Source organism: Nonomuraea gerenzanensis, from assembly GCF_020215645.1.
GTDB classification, from domain to species: Bacteria; Actinomycetota; Actinomycetes; order Streptosporangiales; family Streptosporangiaceae; genus Nonomuraea; species Nonomuraea gerenzanensis.
Window position 1 is genome coordinate 4,264,898 of sequence record NZ_CP084058.1, and the last position, 16,274, is coordinate 4,281,171.

Here is a 16,274-nt window from a genome sequence, read left to right on the forward strand (position 1 = left end):
CGAGGACTCCGATGACGAAGACGGGGAAGCGGGTCCGGCCGGCCAGGCCGGATCCGGCCGGGCAGCTCCGCACCCGGGCGTTCCGCGTCGGCCTCCTGGTCGGCGCCGGGTCGGGGCTGACGGTGGCCACGCTGATCGCGGCGCTGGCGTTCGCCGTGACGGACCCGGCCCCCGCCCCGCCCGTGGCAGGGCCGAGCCCCACCGCCTCCGCGCCGGCGGGCGCCGCGGCCGTGCACGTCGCGGCCCGCCACCTGGGGGATCTCAAGGTCAGGGTGGAGGCTCAGGTCAGCACCCGGACCTACGACCCGCTCGGGCGGGCGAGCGTGGCCATGTACGCCGACATGGTCGCGATGCCGATGGCGCACCGCAAGGGGCCGGTCACGATGGCCGAGGTACCGGGCAAGGCCGGTTGGTACGCGGCCGAGGTGGTGGTGCCGATGGTCGGCGAGTACGACTTCCAGGTGAGCGTGCTGCGCCCGATCCCGGGGGAGGCGCACGCCAGGGTGCAGGTGGGCGCACAGCAGGGCTGACCCCGCGGACCCGCCTCCGGCCGGCACGACCGCACCGGAGGCGGGCCCGTCACCTGCCAGGCCAACCAGTTGCCGCGCCCGTCGTCCTGCCAGACCCGCCACTCGCCGGGCCCGTCGCCCTGCCGGACCCGCTGCCTGCCAGATCCGTCGCCTGTCAGAGGAGGCCGGCCCGGGCGGCGGCCAGAAGCGCGCCGGCCCGATCGGTCGCATCCAGCTTGGTCAGAATCGGCCTGAGATTGCGCTTGAGCGTCGACTGACTGATGGCGAGCCGCCGGGCGATCTCGTCATTACGCAACCCCCGCGCCACCAGCCGCAGAATCCGCAGCTCCTGCGCGGTCAGCTCAGGCACGGGCCCGCCCGGCTCGCGGAAGACCAGCCCGGAGGCGACCCCGTCCAGCACGACGTCACCGGCGCCGATCACCTTGAGCCCGCGTAACAGGCCACGCGGATCGGCCTCACCGGAGAAGAGCCCGCTCACCCCGAGCCGCATCACCTCCCGCGCACCGCCCGGGTCGATGGCGCCCACCACCAGCACGATCTTCACCGTCGGCACGGTCTCCCGCAGCCGCCGGACGACCTGCAGCAACATCGGATGCAGCGAACGCACGTCGAGCAGCGCGATGTCCGGAACGCGCGCCTCCACCGCACGCCGGTACTCGTCGAGCCGGCGCGCCACGGTCAGCACGCTGAGATCCGAGGAGATCTCCCGCAGGAGCGCCCCGAACGCCACGGCCTGCAGCAGCGACCCCTCCACCATGACGACGACACGGGTCAGCTCGTCATGCAATGCCCGTTCTCCACTCGTCTGCCCCCAAGACGAAGATTCTGCACGGTATGAGATCGAGACTGACCCTGGAGAGGCCGTCCGTCAACCCCGCTGTCACATCACAACAAAGCCGGACATCTACCCTCATATGAGATTCCGGATCAGAAGGAAGACGACGTGGGAGCAGCCGAACGGCGGCGCTTCGAGGAGCTCTACCCCGAGCACTACGGGGCCGTCTCCGCCTACGTCCCAGCCCGACCAGGCTCTGGTTGTACGGGAAAGGCGCGGTGCGTGCTTTATGACGGCAAGGTGGCGGCGGACTTCCCCAGCAGGAGGCCGCCGCATCCCCTACGACGGGACGTCGATGGCCTCGCCCAACGCGGCCGGCGCGCGTACACCGGCACCAGGGGGCACCGCGAATGTCTCCACGTGCTCGATGGCTGCCAGCAGCGCGTCCTTCAACGGGGCGATGTCACGGGCGACCTGGGCGAGAAGCATGCCGCCCTGAAAGGCGGACAGCAGAAGATGCGCCAGCCGGGCCGGATCCGCCTCGACGCTGATGCGGCCGAGCCCCTGCATCCGTACGAGCCCATCCCGGAAGACGTCCCTCCACTGCTCGAACGCGCCCGCCAGCTCCTCCCGTACGTCGAGATCGGTCTTGATGATCTCGGCGGCGAGCGAGCCGAGGCTGCAACCCTCCTGGTAGGAGCGCTCGTAGGCGATGTAGAAGCCCGCCCATTCCCGAAGCGCGTCGAGGCTCTCGAAGCGGGCGAAGCGCTCACTGCGGTGAAAGGTGAGGACGCGCTCGGCCTGCCACTCGATGACCGCGAGGACCAGGCTCTCCTTGGTCGGGAAGTAGTGGTTGAGCTGTGACCCGCTGATGCCCGCCGCGCGACGGAGCTGCTCGTTGTTCGTCGCGTGGACGCCCTTGGTGTAGATCAGCTCCGCGGCGTGCTCCAGGATGCGGGCGCGGGTCGCCTGCCCCTTGTTCGTGAGCTTCTGCGGCGCCCGGGGCTCCGTTGTGGCTTCCATGACACACACCATACCCAAATTGGGCTTGACAGCCCATATCTGTGCCCTGTTGACTGCCGTTAGTGGGCTGGCAGGCCCAAAAACGAGATTCACGGAGGCACTCATGAAAGCGATCGTCGCGACGGACCAGGCCGCCGAAGCGGCCGGGATCACCCTCGCGGAGCGGCCTGAGCCGACGCCGGCGATCAACGACGTCGTCGTCGCGGTCCACGCGTCGGGCTTCGTGCCCGCGGAGTGGGAGTGGCCCTCGACCTGGGTCGATCGCTCCGGCCGCGATCGCACCCGGGCGATCATCGGCCACGAGTTCGCCGGGGTGGTCTCCGCCCTCGGCTACGGCACGACGGGGCTCTCGCTGGGCCAGCGGGTGTTCGGGATCACGGACTGGCACCGCGACGGAACGCTGGCCGAGTACGTGGCGGTGGAGGCACGCAACCTCGCGCCGCTGCCGGGCGACGTCGACTTCACGGTGGGCGCGAGCCTGCCGATCTCCGGCCTGACCGCGTGGCAGGGCCTGTTCCAGCACGGTCGTCTTCGGGCGGGGCAGACCGTCCTCGCGCACGGCGCCGCCGGCGCGGTCGGCTCCGTGGTGACGCAGCTCGCGCGGGAGTTCGGCGCCTACGTGATCGGTACCGGCCGGGCGGCGGACCGCCAGGCGGCGCTCGACTTCGGCGCGAACGAGTTCCTCGACCTCGGCCACGACGATCTCGACGACCTCGGCGGGGTGGACCTGGTCTTCGATGTCATCGGCGGTGACGTCCAGAGGCGCTCGGCGAGCATCGTCCGGCCCGGCGGGACGCTGGTGTCGGTGGTCGGCCCCGTGGAGGCTCGCCCGGCCGACGGCTTGGCGGTGGACTTCGTCGTCGAGTCCGTCCCGAGTCAGCTGGTGGAGATCGTCGAGCGGGTGCGCGACGGGCGCCTCCGCCCGCACATCGGAGCCGTCGTGGCCCTCGACGACGCCATCCCCGCGCTCAACCCGGCCGAGCGGCGCAAGGGCAAGACCGTCATTCAGGTACGGCCCTGAGCGGGTGCGGCAGGCGCGTGCACGCCTCGGTGCCGGGACCGTTACCGCCCCTGGCCGACGCCTAACGCTTGCTCGTCACCGTCCGATATCGGATCATGACGGCTCGGAGACGGCCCTGGCCGCCGCGCACGACGGACCCGCGCCCTTCCGCACGCGCCACCGCCCGGCTCGTCGCTCGCCCCCCGCTACGGCCACGGCCACGGCGCAGAGTCCTCGACGTCCGTCGGAACGTCCAATGGTGGGCCGCCCTCACCAGCGTCATCGCCGGCCTCATGTCCATCCCGGCGCCGGTCATCTCGCTGAACGCGCTCTCGCTCAGCCAGCGGCAACGCGCCGACGCACTGGCGCAGCGAGCCGAAGACCAGAAGGAGCGGGCAGCGGCGAAGGCTCAGGCCGCGTATGAGGCCAGGGCGGCCAATGGGCAGAGAGTCACGGCCTGGGCGTCGGGCGACGCGTTCATGGAGGCCGGCCTGCGCAACGCCAACTCCACGTGGGTCATCGTCTGGGTCATCGTCTGGGTCACCGCCGGCGATCGGACCTCCGTCACGTACACCGTTCGGGTGCCGCCCTGTACGGAGATGACCGTACGGCCCCGTTCGGGAGAAGGAGACGCCTGCTGAACCAGCAGCGATCGATCAGCTTCGCCTGTCCGCGGCTCTGGACGCTCCGATTGACACCGTGGCGGAGCGCACCATCACCCCCTGTACCTGACACCTCCCCGGACAACCGCTCCACGGCCCGAGGGCGGGCATTGGCGCGGCTCACCCCGGGAACGCTTGAGGCGGGCTCTGTGGCCGGCGCACCGGGAACGGCAGGCCCACGACGGCGCGGCCGAGGAGAGGAGTGATCGTGCAGGGACGTCCTCCCCGGGGCTGGAACGCAGCCGAGCGGCGGCTGTGGCGAGCTTTCAGGGAGGGGCAGGAGCTGGACCTGCGCATCGGCGTCCCGGCACAGGACGACCCCGCGACCGGCCCTGCATGGCCCCGCGAGCGCCAGATCCGGTCGGAGGTCATCGCGGCCCTGTTACTGGACGGCCCCGCGGCGGCCACCGGCCGCGTGCGGTCGCTGCGGCTCGCCGGCGCCCGCGTGACGGGCCCGCTCACCCTGCGCGGCGCGGTCATCGACTGCGGCCTGGACCTCATCGGATGCTCCTTCGAGGGCGACCTCGACCTGACGCTGGCCTCAGTGGAGAGTGTCCTGCTGAACGGGTGCCGGTTACCGGGGCTGTCGGCCGAGGTGCTGCGCGCACGAACCTTCCAGATGCGCGACACCCGCGTCGCCGGGAACGTGTGGCTCCAGGGCAGCCGCGTCGAGCTGGATGTCGACCTGGACCGGACCTGCGTCGGCGGCCTGCTGAACGCCAACCTGGTCATCGTCGGCGGCGACTTCAACGGCCGAAACTGGCACCGGCACGCGGAACGACCGGGCCCGGGCCTCGTCGTCGGCGGGTCGCTCAACTTCGCCGGCGCCCAGGTGAACGAGATCGACCTGTTCGCCGCCCGGATCGGCGACGGGATCTGGCTGCAACGAGCCACCGTCGGGCACGTGTGCGCCGCCTCCTGCACGGTGACCGGCCCGATCGGCCTGCGGGGCAGCGTGATCACCGGAGAGCTGGACCTGGCGGGCACGGTGGTGCAAGCGGCAGAGCCGGGAGAGATGATGATCGACCTGACGGATGCCCAGGTGGGCCAGGTCGTCCTCACCCCGGCCGCGAGCAGCGTGGGCACGGTGTCGCTGCGCAACGCCCGCATCGGGACGCTGCGCGATCTCTCCGAGGCCGGCCCGCGGACGGAGCTCGACGGCGCCGTCTACGAGCGCCTCCGGCCGCTGCCGCCGCATTCGGCCCGGCAGCGGCTGGCCTGGCTGCGCCGCGGTTGTGACGTCTACACGCCGCATCCGTACGAGCAGCTCGCCTCCGCCTACCGGGCCTCCGGCCTGGACCGGGAAGCGGGGCAGGTGCAGCGTGAGAAGCTCCGCCAGGCCGCGGCCGGGCGGGGCCTGGCGCAGCGGTGGTGGGGGCGGGTCCAGGACCTCGTTCTCGGATACGGCTACCAGCCGTGGCGGGCGGCCATCGGCGTCGCCGTCCTGCTCACGCTCGGCACGCTCTACTTCTCCACCCTCCGCTGCCGAGGGAGCGCGGGCGCGTGTCCGGTGAAGCCCGACGAGCATCCGGCGTGGGATCCCTTCCTGTACGCCCTGGATCTGCTCGTCCCGCTGGTGAGCCTGGGACACGACACCGCCTGGGACCCCGCCGGGGCGGCGAAGGCGGTCGCGCTGGGGCTCACGGTGGCGGGCTGGGTTCTCGCCACCACGATCGCCACTGCCGTGGCCCGTACGCTCAACCGCCCCTGACGGAGGAACTCTACTTTGTAAAGGCGCCCGGCTCGTCCAGGAGGCGCGCGCCGTGGGCGCGCAGTCCTCCAGCGACGGGACGGCCAGGGCCGGCGACCGCGTCACCTCCGGCTCCAGCGGCCGGGTGACGACCCCGGGCAGGCCGGCGGGCAGGCCCAGCGTGGGCACGATGCCGACGCCCAGCCCCGCGCCCACCATCTCCAGGATGGCGGCCGGCCCGGCGGCCTCGAACGCGACGTCCAGGCTCACCCCGGCTGCGAGCGCCGCGCCCATGATCAGCGGCCGGCAGCCGGCGGTGGTCAGGAGGAACGGCCGTCCGGCCAGGTCGGGCAGGCGCACGGACGGGCCGGCGGCGAGCGGGTCGCCGGCCGGGAGCACGCACACCATGTCGTGCGTGCTGAGGTGCGCGGTGTGCAGGCCGGGGGCGGGCAGGGGCGGCGCACGGCGGTCACCGCCGCGCCGGCCCGCCCGGCCTCCGAGCAGGAGACCGCCGGCTACCTCGACCCCTGGACGGACGCGCGGGTCGGCCGGTCCTGGATGGGTGCGCATCCAGGGGGCCGGTCACATCCCCATGGAGAACGACCCGGAGGGGATCGCCGAGGCCCTCGCCGCCTTTTCTCAGTGTGATCACATTGGTTTGACCGGCCGGGTGCGGCAGGGTTACGGTCGCGTGCATGGCAGACCGATGTGGTCACATTGGATTGATCCGGTTGCTGCCGCTGGCCGGGGCGCGGCGGGTGGTGCCGTTCGCGGTGCTCGGCGCGGGGGCGGGAGTGCTGGGGCCGCTCAGTACGGTCCCGCTCGGCCTGCTGGCTTCCGGCGGCGGGTCCGGCGCGCTGGTCGCGCTGCTGGTGATGCTGCTCGCACAGGAGCTCTGCACGGCGCTGCGCGAGCCCGCCGGGGCCGCCGTGACCCGTCGCGTGGACGGCGTGCTGCGTGCCCGGGTGCGCGCCGCGACCGCGGCCATGCCGGCGGTGCACCTGGAGAGTGCGCAGGTGCAGGCCGACGTGCGGCTGGCGCTCGTCGGGCACCGGGGCCGGACGGCGGGAGCCGCGGCGGTGGCGGCGGCGGGCGAGGTGGGCCGGCTGGCGTCGGCGGTGCTGGGGGCGGGGGTGCTGTCCGCGCACGTGTGGTGGCTGGGGGCCGCCGCGCTCACGCTGTCCGTGGCGCAGAACCGGCGCATCGCCGCCATGCTGGTCGGGCCGGAGGGGGCGGAGTCGCTGGCCGACAGCCCTGAGCAGGCGCGGCGCCGGCTTCGGGCCGGCTATCTGGCCGAGGTGGCGGGCGGGCCGGGTGGTGCGGCCAAGGAGATCCGGGTCTTCGGGCTGGAGTCGTTCTTCGTCGGGCGGTATGTGGGGGTGATGCGGGCGTATCTGGCGCCGCAGGTGCGCGGGCGGCGGGCCGTGGTGCGGGGGTACGGGTGGGTGCTGGGGGTGCAGGCGCTCGCCGCCTGCGGGGTCTTCGCCGTGCTGGGGTGGGAGGCGGGGGTGGGGCGGCTGGGGGCGGGGGAGCTGGCGCAGGGGGTGGTGGCGGGGCTGCTGGTGTTCGCGTACGGGGCGGGCGGTCATCACATGTTCGACCTCGCCCACGGGGCCTGGCCGTACGGCGCCGTCACCCGCCTCCTGAGACCCGCACCCGCCTCGCCACCTCCCGTGCCGCCCCGTTCATCGCCTCTGGAGGTTGCCCCGCACGGCGGCATCTCGCTCACCGGAGTGACTTTCACCTACCCCCACGCCACGACCCCGGTGCTGGAGGGCCTCGACCTCGAAGTACGCCCGGGGGAGCGGCTGGCGATCGTGGGCCGCAACGGCGCCCGCAAGACCACCCTGGTCAAGCTGCTCACCGGCCTCTACACCCCGCACCACGGCACCGCCACCACCACCCCGGCAGCCGTGGTGTTCCAGGACTTCGTCCGTTACCCGCTCCCGCTGCGCGACAACATCCGCCTCGGCGACCCCGCCTTCGACGGCACGGACGCCGACGTGCTCGCCGCGCTGGACGCGGTAGACGCCCGCGACCTGCCGCACCTCCTGCCGGACGGTCTGGACACCCCACTGTCCCGCGCCTACACCGGCGGGCGCGACCTTTCGGGCGGCCAGTGGCAGAAGGTGGCCCTGGCCCGGGCCGTGTACGCGCTGAACGCGGACCCCCGCCGGGCCCTGATCGTGGACGAGCCGACAGCCCACCTGGACGCCCGCGCCGAGCGGGAGGTCTTCGAGCGCCTCCTGGACCGCACCCGGGGCCGCACCCTGGTGCTCATCTCGCACCGCTTCGCCACCGTACGGCGCGCCGACCGCATCGTCGTCCTGGACGGCGGCGCGATCGCCGAGCAGGGCGCCCACGCCGAGCTGATGTCCTCGGCGGGCCGGTACGCGCGCTGGTACCGCCTCCAGGCGGACCTGATCACCAGGGACGATCGATGACCGCCGCGTCCGGGCGGCCGCGGGGCGCCTTGCGCACCCTGCTGCTCCTGGCCTGGCGCACGGACCGGCGGGCGGGGCTCGTCCTGGCGGCGTTCCTCCTGTCGGGCGCGGTCAGCCACGGCCTGGTGGGCGTCTTCCTGCGCGAGCTGACCGACACCGCCACCTCCGGCCACCCCGCCCAGGCGGCGCTGTGGGCCCTGGCGGCCGGGGCCGCGCTCGCGGCGGGCGTCGCGCTCGGGCGGGCCGAGCTGGCCCTGATGCAGGAGCTGGCCGAGCGCATGGGCCTGGCCGTCCAGGAGGAGATCCTCACGCTCACCGCCGGCATCCCCACGATCGAGCACCTGGAGCGCCCCGCCTACCTCGACCGGCTGCGCACGCTGCGCGAGGAGAGCGGGCAGCTCTACTTCGCCGTGTGGGCGGTGGCGCTGGTGGTGGAGCACGCGGCGCAGATCGGGCTCGGCGTGGCGTTGATGGCCGCCGTGCATCCGCTGCTGCCGCTCCTGCTCGGGGGCGCCGTCCTGCCGTCCCTGCTGGTACGGGGCCGCGCGGCGAGCCACCTCGACACCGCCGCCGAGCGCACCGCCGAGGCCGGTCGGCTGGAGCAGCACCTGTCGGAGACGGTCACGGCCGCGGAGCCCGCCAAGGAGGTACGCCTCAGCGGCGCCGCGCCCGCCCTGGACGGGATGGCCGTCCGGCACTGGGAGGAGGTGTCGGAGGTCCAGGCGCGGGCCGGGATCCGGGCGGGGCTGCTCACGTTCGCGGGCTCGGCCACGTTCCTGGGCGGGTACGTGGCAGCCCTCGGCTGCGTCGCCTGGCTGGCCCGTGAAGGGCTGGCCACGGCGGGGGATCTCGTGCTGGTGGCCACGGTGGGGGTGCAGTTCGTCACGCAGGCGTCGCGGCTCGCGTTCCACTTCGGCGCGGTCACCGCGGGCCTGCGCGCCGCCACCCGCCTGACCTGGCTGCGCACCTACGCCCGCCGGTCTTCGCCGCCTGAAGGCGCAGGCGCCCGCCTTCCGGAGCGGCTCACCGACGGCATCACCCTGCACCGGGTGTCCTTCACCTACCCGGGCACCACCCGCCGGATCCTGCACGACCTCGACCTGCACCTGCCCGCCGGAGCCACCGTCGCCCTGGTCGGCGCGCACGGCTCGGGCAAGACCACCCTGGCCAAGCTCCTGTGCGCCCTCTACCACCCCGACCGGGGCGAGATCCGGGCGGACGACGTCCCCCTCCACGACCTGACACCGCAGGCGTGGCGGCAGCGCGTCAGCGCCGTCTTCCAGGACCTGGCCCGCTTCGAGCTGACCGCCGCCGAGACGGTCGGCGTGGGCGACCTGCCCCGCCTCGGCGAGCACGCGGCGGTGGTGGCGGCGATGGCCCGCGCGGGCGCCAGCGGCCTCATCGCGGCTCTGCCGGACGGCCTGCACACGGAGCTGGGCGACACCTTCGAGCGCGGCCACCGCCCGTCCGGCGGCCAATGGCAGCAGCTCGCCCTGGCCCGCGCCGCGATGCGCCGCTCCCCGCTCCTCCTCGTCCTGGACGAGCCGACGGCCTCCCTGGACGCCGCGACCGAGAGCGCGGTCTTCGCCCGCTACGCGCAGGCGGCTCGCCGTCACCCGGGCGCCGTCACCCTCCTGATCACCCACCGCTTCCCCACGGTGCGCACGGCGGACCTGATCGTCGTCCTGGACGCCGGCCGCATCGTCCAGCGGGGCACCCACGCCGACCTCATCGCCAGCCCGGGCCCGTACGCCGACCTGTACACCGTGCAGCGCGACGCGTACCCGGCCTGAGCGAGGCTGTCACGCCGGCTTGTGCCGCTGGTAGTGGCGGGCGACCCGGACCCGGTTGCCGCAGCGGGCCGCCGAGCACCAGCGGCGGCGCGGATGCGCGGGCAGGAACACCATCACGCAGTCGTCCGCCTCGCACTCGCGCACCCTGGTCACGGCCGGATCCGCCAGCAACTCGGCCGCCGCCTCGGCCAGCCAGGCCGCCAGCCGCACCCCGGCCTGGCCGTCGGCGCGGCGGCGGGTCGCGGTGACGGCCGCGCCGCTCCAGGACAGCTCGGTGATGGCGGGCGCGGCGCGCTGGGCCTCGTTGAGCGCCTCCAGGTCGGCCGCCGGTGGCTCGGTGCCGCGCCGGGCGTGGCCGAGGGCGCGGGCGGTGTGCTCACGCACGCGCCGCACGGCGGCCAGGTCGTCATGGGTCAGCTCACCGGTCGGCGGGAGCCGATCCGCTTGGAGCCGCAGCCAGCCTCGCAGGTCCTCGGGCGTCGCCAGCAGATCACCGACGGCTGTGCGGGTGTTCACCAGGTCCAGAGCCAGCGGCTCCCCGGTCAGCGCGTCGAGATCACTCATGTCTCTAATGCTACATGGCCGGGTTGACCCATTAGAAGAATTCACGCTATACCTAATGCATCATCCCGCCCCAAAGGAATTAGGAAGCCTGATGCTGCCTGAGATCACCCACCGGCACCTCGACATCGACGGCGTCCGCGTCTTCTACCGTGAGTCGCGCCCCGACCCCGCCGACGCCCCCGTGCTGCTCCTCCTGCACGGCTTCCCGTCCTCCTCACACCAGTTCCGCCGCCTGATGGACGCCCTCGGCAGCCGCTACCGGCTGATCGCCCCCGACTACCCAGGCTTCGGCCAAACCGAGACCCCGGACGGCTTCACCTACACCTTCGACCGCCTCGCCGACGTCACCGAGGGCTTCGTGCGCGCGCTCGGGCTCACCCGGTTCGCCATGTACGTCTTCGACTTCGGCGCCCCGGTCGGCTTCCGGCTGGCGGAGCGGCACCCGGAGTGGATCGCGGGGCTGGTGGTGCAGAACGGCAACGCCTACACCGAGGGCCTGTCCGACGGGGCACGGGACTTCGTCGCGCTGCGCCCGGAGACGCCGGGGGCCGAGGGGACGATCCGCGAGCTGCTCACCCTGGAGGGCACCCGCAGCCAGTACGAGACCGGCGTCCCCGACCCGTCCGTGATCGCCCCGGACGGCTGGACACTCGACCAGCACTTCCTCGACCTGCCCGGCCGGAAGGAGGCGCAGGTCGCGCTCGCCTTCGACTACCACTCCAACGTGGCCCGCTACGAGAGGTGGCAGGCGTGGCTGCGCGAGCACACGCCGCCCACGCTCATCACGTGGGGCAGCCACGACCCGTTCTTCCCCGAGCCGGGAGCGCGCGCTTACCTGCGCGACCTGCCCGAGGCGGAGCTGCATCTGTTCGACACGGGGCACTTCGCGCTGGAGACGCACCTGCCGGAGATCGCGCCGCTCATCGGCGGCTTCCTCGACCGGGTGTGGGGTTGATCCGTCAGCCCAAGTCGTCCCAGGTGACCTCCTTGACGGAGCCGTCGGGCTGGTAGCGGAAGATCCTGGGCTCGCCCATCTGCGCCGTCAGCTCCTCGGTCTGCGCGCGCCGCTCCTCGGGGGCCGGCCCGTCCGGGTCGATGACGGTGAAGCCGAGCAGCTCGACGTCCTCGGGCTCCGCGTCGTCCGGCTCGATCGAGCCCTCGATGGTGAAGCCCAGCAACTCGCGCAGCGCGTCCTCGCCGAGCTCCAGCGGGTGGAACGGCAGCGGGTACGGGCCCTCGTCCGGCCGGCCGGGCGTGGGCAGGACGGGGTGCTCGCCGTTCCAGTAGGGCAGCTCGAACGGGAAGGGGTCGCCGAGGTTCTCGATGACGCCGCTGTCGGGAGAGAGGCTGAGGGAGCGGATGAGGCGGCCGTCCTCCCAGACGGCGAAGGCCAGCCAGTCGACGACGCTGTGCATGGCGTGCAGGACGAGCCGGCGGCCCCTGCCGGCCTCGATGAGGTGGGCGGGGAGCTGCGACGGGTTGTCGATCATGAAGTGGTCGCAGCAGACGAGGTCCACGCCGGGGAAGCTGGTGGCGTAGGCGAGGTCCTCGGGTGGGCGGATGTGGTCGAGGAGGTTGCCGGGCTCGGCCTGTGTGATGTGCCAGCCGGGGAAGGACCGCTCGATCAGGGCCCTGGTGGCGGTCTCGTCCGGGCGGCCGGGGGTGCGCAGGAGGCGGGGGAGGGGGTTGCCGGGGGAGGAGTAGGCGATGACGCCGGTCTTGGCTCCCATGCGGGGCTCCTTCGGAGGCGGGTGCTCGGAAGAGGCAAAGTAGCGAGCCCGTCCGACAAAAGCCCGCGGCGGCGAAGCCCTGAGAACGCGACGAGCGCGCGTCCCCCAGGTGGGGACGCGCGCTCGTCGCGTCGCATGGAAGGCGGAGGCTCGTGCTCGCGCCTGGAACGTTCCGTCAGGAAGCGTACTGCGGGTAGCCGTAGCCGACGACCTGCGACTTCGGACGGATGCGCTCCTCGACCTTGCCGTTGCCGGTGTTGCCCTCGATCGTGGAGATGGTGCCGTTCTGGTTGTCCTTCACGACGAACCCGACGTGCTGGATGTCGCTCAGGCTCTTGCCGCCGTCCCAGGCGAAGAACACGACGGCGCCGGGCTTGGCGACGGTGCCGAAGCGGTCGTTGGCGGCGAACCACTTGGCGTGGGCGACGGTGTAGGCGTCCCAGCCGACCTGCGGGCGGGCGCCGGTCTGCTCGCCGACCCAGGAGACGAACATCGAGCACCAGGCGGCGTTCAGGTAAGCGGCGCGGTTGCCGCCGTCACGGGCGACGGTCTCGCCGGCGCGCTGCGAGGCGGCGTACCACTGCTGGAACTTGGTGCCGCCGCCGGCGGCGTTCTCGCTGGTGCCGACCTGGGCCTTGGCCATGGCCAGTACCTGGTCAGCGGTAACGTTGATCTTGGTCTCGGTACGGTCGTCCGCGCCCGCCTTGTGGGCGGCGATGGCGGTGGCCGGGTGCTTCGCGGCGGTGGCCGCGGCGACGCCGGTGGCGGTGTCGGCGTTGGCGGTCATGGCGTTGACGCCGAGGGCCGAGGCGATGACGGTGGCGCCGAGGGCGGCGCGGGCGATGTTGGTCTTCGAGACAGCGTTGAAACGGTGCTTGGCCATCGAGGGAGGTGCTCCTTGCTTCCATGCCGCTTACCGGGTTAGCTGACGGGCTCGGGCGTGGAAGCTGCCCTACGGCACCGGAGTGCCGATTCGCCCCAAAGACACATGGGTCCCCGGTTCCGCCAGGAGGCGGATTCAGCGGTCGCAGGACTATCCTGCGATTTGCGATCTTTCTTGCGATGGTCTGACATAGCCGGACAAACCGGACGTATGCCCCGAGTTGCCCCATAAGGTAATACATGAGGCAAGAGGATTACAAATCCATAAAAGCCCGGCTAGGCGAATTGCCTGCGAGCGTCGGCCAGAAGCCCCATCATGGCAAGGGATTCGTCAAGAGGCATGATCGAGGATTCGGTCCTGCCTTCGGCCGTGGCGGCGCGGACTTCGCGGAGCTCTCCGGCGTATCCGTTGTCCGCCGGATCGAGCACGTGCTCTTCCGGCTCCATGGAGGGCCCGGTGAGAACGATCCGCTGCGGAGCCCAGAACGGCGCCGGGATGTCCGCCCGCATCTGAGTACCTACAACACACGCCGTGTTCGGGTAATTCCCGAGCAATGAAGCGGCCACGAGAGCGTGTGCGCCGCCGGGGTAGAGCAACACGCCGGCCGCCTCCGCGTCCACCCCGCTCGGGGCCAGGGAGCCGGTGATGCGCAGGTCAGCGGGCATGCCGAGGAGCAGCTGGGCCAGCCCGAACGGGTAGATCCCCAGGTCGAGCAGGGCCCCGCCGCCCAGCTCCGGCGCCCACAGCCGGTGGGCGGGGTCGTAGGGCGCGGCGAAGCCGAACGTGGCCTGCACCGAGCGCAGCTCGCCGAAGCGCGGATCGGCCGCGATGAGCTGGATGAGCGGGTTGAACCGCGTCCACATCGCCTCCATCAGGAACACGCCCGCCTCGCGCGCCAGGCGCACCATCTTCTCCGCGTCGTCCACGGTGGCGGCCAGCGGCTTCTCGCAGAGCACGGCTTTACCCGCGGCGATGGCCGGCTCGGCCACCTGAAGGTGCTGCGCGTGCGGGGTGGCCACGTAGATCGCGTCCACCCCCGGGTCGGCGCACAGCTGCTCGTAGGAGCCGTACGCCGACTCCGCCCCCAGCGTGGCGGCCAGGGCCCGCGCCCTGGCCAGATCCCGTGAGCCGACGGCGGCCACCCGCATGCCGGGCTCCGCCGCGATGGCGGCCCCCACGGTACGGGCGATCCCGCCGGTGGCCGCAATTCCCCAAGTGAAGTCTCGCACCCGGAGATGTTATATGGGAGGTAAAGAGAGAGTTATGGGGGGATATGTAATTAAAGGCGTGGCGTCACAAATGTCACGCCCGTCACTCAGGTCATGTTGAACGTGTCGGGGTCCGGCCCCAGCCGCTGCCCCTTGTTCAGAGCCCCGATGGCCGACAGGTCCTCGGTGTCGAGGATGAAGTCGAACACGTCGATGTTCTCCGCGATCCGCGCGGGCGTCACCGACTTGGGGATCACCACGTTGCCGAGCTGCAGATGCCAGCGCAGCACGATCTGCGCGGGCGTCTTGCCGTACTTGCCCGACAGCACCGACAGCGCCGGGTCCGACAGCAGCCCCCTGCCCTGCCCCAGCGGGCTCCAGGCCTCGGTCAGGATGCCGTTGGCCTCGTGGAAGGCGCGCATCTCGCGCTGCTGCAGGTACGGGTGCAGCTCGATCTGGTTGATGGCGGGTGTGATGCCGGTCTCGTCCATGAGCCGGGTGAGCGTCCGCACCGTGAAGTTGGAGACCCCGATGGCCCTGGCGCGGCCGTCACGGTAGATCTTCTCCATCGCCTTCCACGCCTGCACGTACTTGTCCTGCTGCGGCACGGGCCAGTGGATGAGGAACAGGTCTATGTGGTCCAGGCCCAGCCTGGCGAGGCTCTCGTCGAAGGCGGCCTCGGCGCGGCCGTGGTCGCCGTTCCACAGCTTCGTGGTGACGAACACCTTCTCGCGCGGCAGGCCGCTGTCGCGCACGGCCCGCCCCACGCCCTCCTCGTTGCCGTAGGCGGAGGCGGTGTCGATGTGGCGGTAGCCGGCCTTGAGCGCGGTGGTGACGGCCTGCTCGGCCTCCTCGGCAGGGACCTGCCAGACCCCGTATCCGAGCTGCGGGATCTGCACGCCGTCGGTGTTGAGCATGAGCGAATTCATACCCTCCATTGTTCACGCCGCGTTTCTGAGGGCTTAAGGCGGTGGGGCTAGCTTGAAGCGGTCGTTAACGCGCCATCACCCCGCTGGGAGGGCAACGAGTGGTCGAACAGGCGTCGGCCTGGGTGGAGTCCCCGCTCCAGATGCTGTGCGCCGTCGAGGCCCACCACGCCGGGCTTCTCGGCCCCGAGACGGCTGTCGTGCCACGGGCGGGCCTGCGGCCGCTGAAGGCCACGCGGCGCGAGCTGCGCTCGCTGGGACTGCCGGACGGGCTGGTGCTGGCCGAGCCGCGCGAGCGCATGCCCAGGCGCGTGCAGGCCGTGGGGGACGCCTTCTCCGGCAAGGTGCAGCTGCGCTGGCTCACCTCCCGGCCGGGCCGCATCGTCATCGTGGATGACGGGCTGGCCACGCTGCGGCTGCTCGAACTGCTCGCCGCGGGCCCGTACCGGCCGCTGCTGCGCGCCCGCGCCCACCCCACCAGGCTGCGCTCGGCGCTCGGCCTGGCGGCGGCGCTGCGGCTGCGGTACAGCAAGGTGTCGGTCTTCACCGCCCTGAGCGTGGACGACAAGCTGGCCGAGGCCGTCCGCCAGGCCGGCGTCGACCTCGTCCGCCACGACTTCGCCTGGCTGCGGGCCCAGCCGCCCAGCGCCCAGGGCCCGGCCGAGCGCACGGTCGTGCTCGGCACCTCCCTGGTCCGCAACGGCCTGGTGCACCGCGACCACTACCTGCGCTGGCTGACCGACCTCGCCGCGCGCGAGCCGCTGGCCTACTACCCGCACCGCCGCGAGGACCCCGTGGACGTCGCCCTGATCCGGGAGCGCCCCGGCATCACCGTCCACGACGCAGGCGTGCCCGCCGAGCTGACGCTGCGCGGCCTGGACCCGGGCCAGCGCGTGCTCAGCCTGCCCTCGACGGCGATCACCTCGCTGCGGGTGCTGCTCAGCCCGCGCGGCGTCGCCGTCGAGCCCGTGGACGTTCCCGATGACTGGTGGACCAGCAGGGCGGCCCCCGCCCTGCGATCGCATTTGACCGGAGTGTCCAGTTGA

General features: G+C 72.4%; 15 protein-coding genes, 1 pseudogene and 1 riboswitch. Of the genes and pseudogenes, 8 read left to right on the forward strand and 8 right to left on the reverse strand.

Annotated elements, in window-relative coordinates; translation table 11 throughout:
• Nucleotides 1–11: 11 nt before the first annotated feature.
• Nucleotides 12–530, forward strand: a complete 519-nt coding sequence (locus LCN96_RS20295) for a hypothetical protein (protein ID WP_225274426.1) — start codon at nucleotides 12–14, stop codon at nucleotides 528–530.
• A 154-nt stretch (nucleotides 531–684) separates the two neighbouring features.
• Here the strand turns inward: LCN96_RS20295 and LCN96_RS20300 are convergent, their stop codons facing one another.
• Complete coding sequence (locus LCN96_RS20300) at nucleotides 685–1,317, reverse strand: LuxR C-terminal-related transcriptional regulator (RefSeq protein ID WP_225274427.1); 633 nt, start codon at nucleotides 1,315–1,317, stop codon at nucleotides 685–687.
• A 327-nt stretch (nucleotides 1,318–1,644) separates the two neighbouring features.
• The gene (locus tag LCN96_RS20305) at nucleotides 1,645–2,328 is read right to left on the reverse strand and encodes a TetR/AcrR family transcriptional regulator (protein WP_225274428.1); all 684 of its coding nucleotides are present in this window, start codon (nucleotides 2,326–2,328) and stop codon (nucleotides 1,645–1,647) included.
• A gap of 103 nt (nucleotides 2,329–2,431) precedes the next feature.
• Here LCN96_RS20305 and LCN96_RS20310 point away from each other — a divergent pair, with 103 nt between their 5' ends.
• From LCN96_RS20310 to LCN96_RS20320, 3 genes are all read left to right on the forward strand, one after another.
• Nucleotides 2,432–3,349 (forward strand): NADP-dependent oxidoreductase, encoded by a 918-nt coding sequence (locus tag LCN96_RS20310; RefSeq protein ID WP_225274429.1) that lies wholly within the window; start codon nucleotides 2,432–2,434, stop codon nucleotides 3,347–3,349.
• 272 nt (nucleotides 3,350–3,621) lie between these two features.
• Nucleotides 3,622–3,969 carry a hypothetical protein gene (locus LCN96_RS20315; protein ID WP_225274430.1) on the forward strand — a complete coding sequence of 116 codons (348 nt, stop codon included), beginning with the start codon at nucleotides 3,622–3,624 and terminating at the stop codon, nucleotides 3,967–3,969.
• Between the two features lie 229 nt (nucleotides 3,970–4,198).
• The gene (locus LCN96_RS20320) at nucleotides 4,199–5,701 is read left to right on the forward strand and encodes a hypothetical protein (protein ID WP_225274431.1); all 1,503 of its coding nucleotides are present in this window, start codon (nucleotides 4,199–4,201) and stop codon (nucleotides 5,699–5,701) included.
• Between the two features lie 102 nt (nucleotides 5,702–5,803).
• Here the strand turns inward: LCN96_RS20320 and LCN96_RS57425 are convergent.
• Nucleotides 5,804–6,250, reverse strand: a pseudogene (locus tag LCN96_RS57425) (LysR family transcriptional regulator substrate-binding protein); the annotation flags it as partial.
• Nucleotides 6,251–6,375: 125 nt separating this feature from the next.
• On the opposite strand from LCN96_RS57425, the gene LCN96_RS20330 reads away from it, so the two are divergent.
• The gene (locus tag LCN96_RS20330) at nucleotides 6,376–8,124 is read left to right on the forward strand and encodes an ATP-binding cassette domain-containing protein (RefSeq protein ID WP_225274432.1); all 1,749 of its coding nucleotides are present in this window, start codon (nucleotides 6,376–6,378) and stop codon (nucleotides 8,122–8,124) included.
• A complete protein-coding gene (locus LCN96_RS20335; RefSeq protein ID WP_225274433.1) occupies nucleotides 8,121–9,917 on the forward strand; it encodes an ABC transporter ATP-binding protein in 1,797 nt (598 codons plus the stop codon). The genes LCN96_RS20330 and LCN96_RS20335 overlap by 4 nt, the downstream gene beginning before the upstream one ends.
• 9 nt (nucleotides 9,918–9,926) lie before the next feature.
• Here the strand turns inward: LCN96_RS20335 and LCN96_RS20340 are convergent, their stop codons facing one another.
• Nucleotides 9,927–10,481 (reverse strand): CGNR zinc finger domain-containing protein, encoded by a 555-nt coding sequence (locus LCN96_RS20340; RefSeq protein ID WP_225274434.1) that lies wholly within the window; start codon nucleotides 10,479–10,481, stop codon nucleotides 9,927–9,929.
• 91 nt (nucleotides 10,482–10,572) lie between these two features.
• Here LCN96_RS20340 and LCN96_RS20345 point away from each other — a divergent pair, with 91 nt between their 5' ends.
• Complete coding sequence (locus LCN96_RS20345) at nucleotides 10,573–11,436, forward strand: alpha/beta fold hydrolase (protein WP_225274435.1); 864 nt, start codon at nucleotides 10,573–10,575, stop codon at nucleotides 11,434–11,436.
• 4 nt (nucleotides 11,437–11,440) lie between these two features.
• On the opposite strand, the gene LCN96_RS20350 is transcribed toward LCN96_RS20345, so the two are convergent.
• The 4 genes from LCN96_RS20350 to LCN96_RS20365 all read right to left on the reverse strand — a co-directional run bounded on the left by LCN96_RS20350 (nucleotide 11,441) and on the right by LCN96_RS20365 (nucleotide 15,231).
• The gene (locus LCN96_RS20350; protein WP_225274436.1) at nucleotides 11,441–12,211 is read right to left on the reverse strand and encodes a DUF6928 family protein; all 771 of its coding nucleotides are present in this window, start codon (nucleotides 12,209–12,211) and stop codon (nucleotides 11,441–11,443) included.
• A 175-nt stretch (nucleotides 12,212–12,386) separates the two neighbouring features.
• Nucleotides 12,387–13,094, reverse strand: coding sequence for a CHAP domain-containing protein (locus LCN96_RS20355; RefSeq protein ID WP_225274437.1), 708 nt, complete (start codon nucleotides 13,092–13,094; stop codon nucleotides 12,387–12,389).
• A 12-nt stretch (nucleotides 13,095–13,106) separates the two neighbouring features.
• A riboswitch (cyclic di-AMP (ydaO/yuaA leader) is annotated at nucleotides 13,107–13,245 on the reverse strand.
• Nucleotides 13,246–13,369: 124 nt separating this feature from the next.
• The gene (locus LCN96_RS20360) at nucleotides 13,370–14,323 is read right to left on the reverse strand and encodes a Gfo/Idh/MocA family protein (protein WP_225274438.1); all 954 of its coding nucleotides are present in this window, start codon (nucleotides 14,321–14,323) and stop codon (nucleotides 13,370–13,372) included.
• A gap of 86 nt (nucleotides 14,324–14,409) precedes the next feature.
• Nucleotides 14,410–15,231 (reverse strand): aldo/keto reductase, encoded by an 822-nt coding sequence (locus LCN96_RS20365; RefSeq protein ID WP_225274439.1) that lies wholly within the window; start codon nucleotides 15,229–15,231, stop codon nucleotides 14,410–14,412.
• 98 nt (nucleotides 15,232–15,329) lie between these two features.
• On the opposite strand from LCN96_RS20365, the gene LCN96_RS20370 reads away from it, so the two are divergent.
• Complete coding sequence (locus tag LCN96_RS20370; protein WP_225274440.1) at nucleotides 15,330–16,274, forward strand: hypothetical protein; 945 nt, start codon at nucleotides 15,330–15,332, stop codon at nucleotides 16,272–16,274.

Coding starts and splice junctions, on each gene's coding strand:
- LCN96_RS20295 (WP_225274426.1), top strand. CDS start 12: ATGACGAAGACGGGGAAGCGGGTCCGGCCGGCCAGGCCGGATCCGGCC.
- LCN96_RS20305 (WP_225274428.1), bottom strand. CDS start 2,328: ATGGAAGCCACAACGGAGCCCCGGGCGCCGCAGAAGCTCACGAACAAG.
- LCN96_RS20310 (WP_225274429.1), top strand. CDS start 2,432: ATGAAAGCGATCGTCGCGACGGACCAGGCCGCCGAAGCGGCCGGGATC.
- LCN96_RS20315 (WP_225274430.1), top strand. CDS start 3,622: ATGTCCATCCCGGCGCCGGTCATCTCGCTGAACGCGCTCTCGCTCAGC.
- LCN96_RS20330 (WP_225274432.1), top strand. CDS start 6,376: ATGGCAGACCGATGTGGTCACATTGGATTGATCCGGTTGCTGCCGCTG.
- LCN96_RS20335 (WP_225274433.1), top strand. CDS start 8,121: ATGACCGCCGCGTCCGGGCGGCCGCGGGGCGCCTTGCGCACCCTGCTG.
- LCN96_RS20340 (WP_225274434.1), bottom strand. CDS start 10,481: ATGAGTGATCTCGACGCGCTGACCGGGGAGCCGCTGGCTCTGGACCTG.
- LCN96_RS20345 (WP_225274435.1), top strand. CDS start 10,573: ATGCTGCCTGAGATCACCCACCGGCACCTCGACATCGACGGCGTCCGC.
- LCN96_RS20350 (WP_225274436.1), bottom strand. CDS start 12,211: ATGGGAGCCAAGACCGGCGTCATCGCCTACTCCTCCCCCGGCAACCCC.
- LCN96_RS20355 (WP_225274437.1), bottom strand. CDS start 13,094: ATGGCCAAGCACCGTTTCAACGCTGTCTCGAAGACCAACATCGCCCGC.
- LCN96_RS20365 (WP_225274439.1), bottom strand. CDS start 15,231: ATGAATTCGCTCATGCTCAACACCGACGGCGTGCAGATCCCGCAGCTC.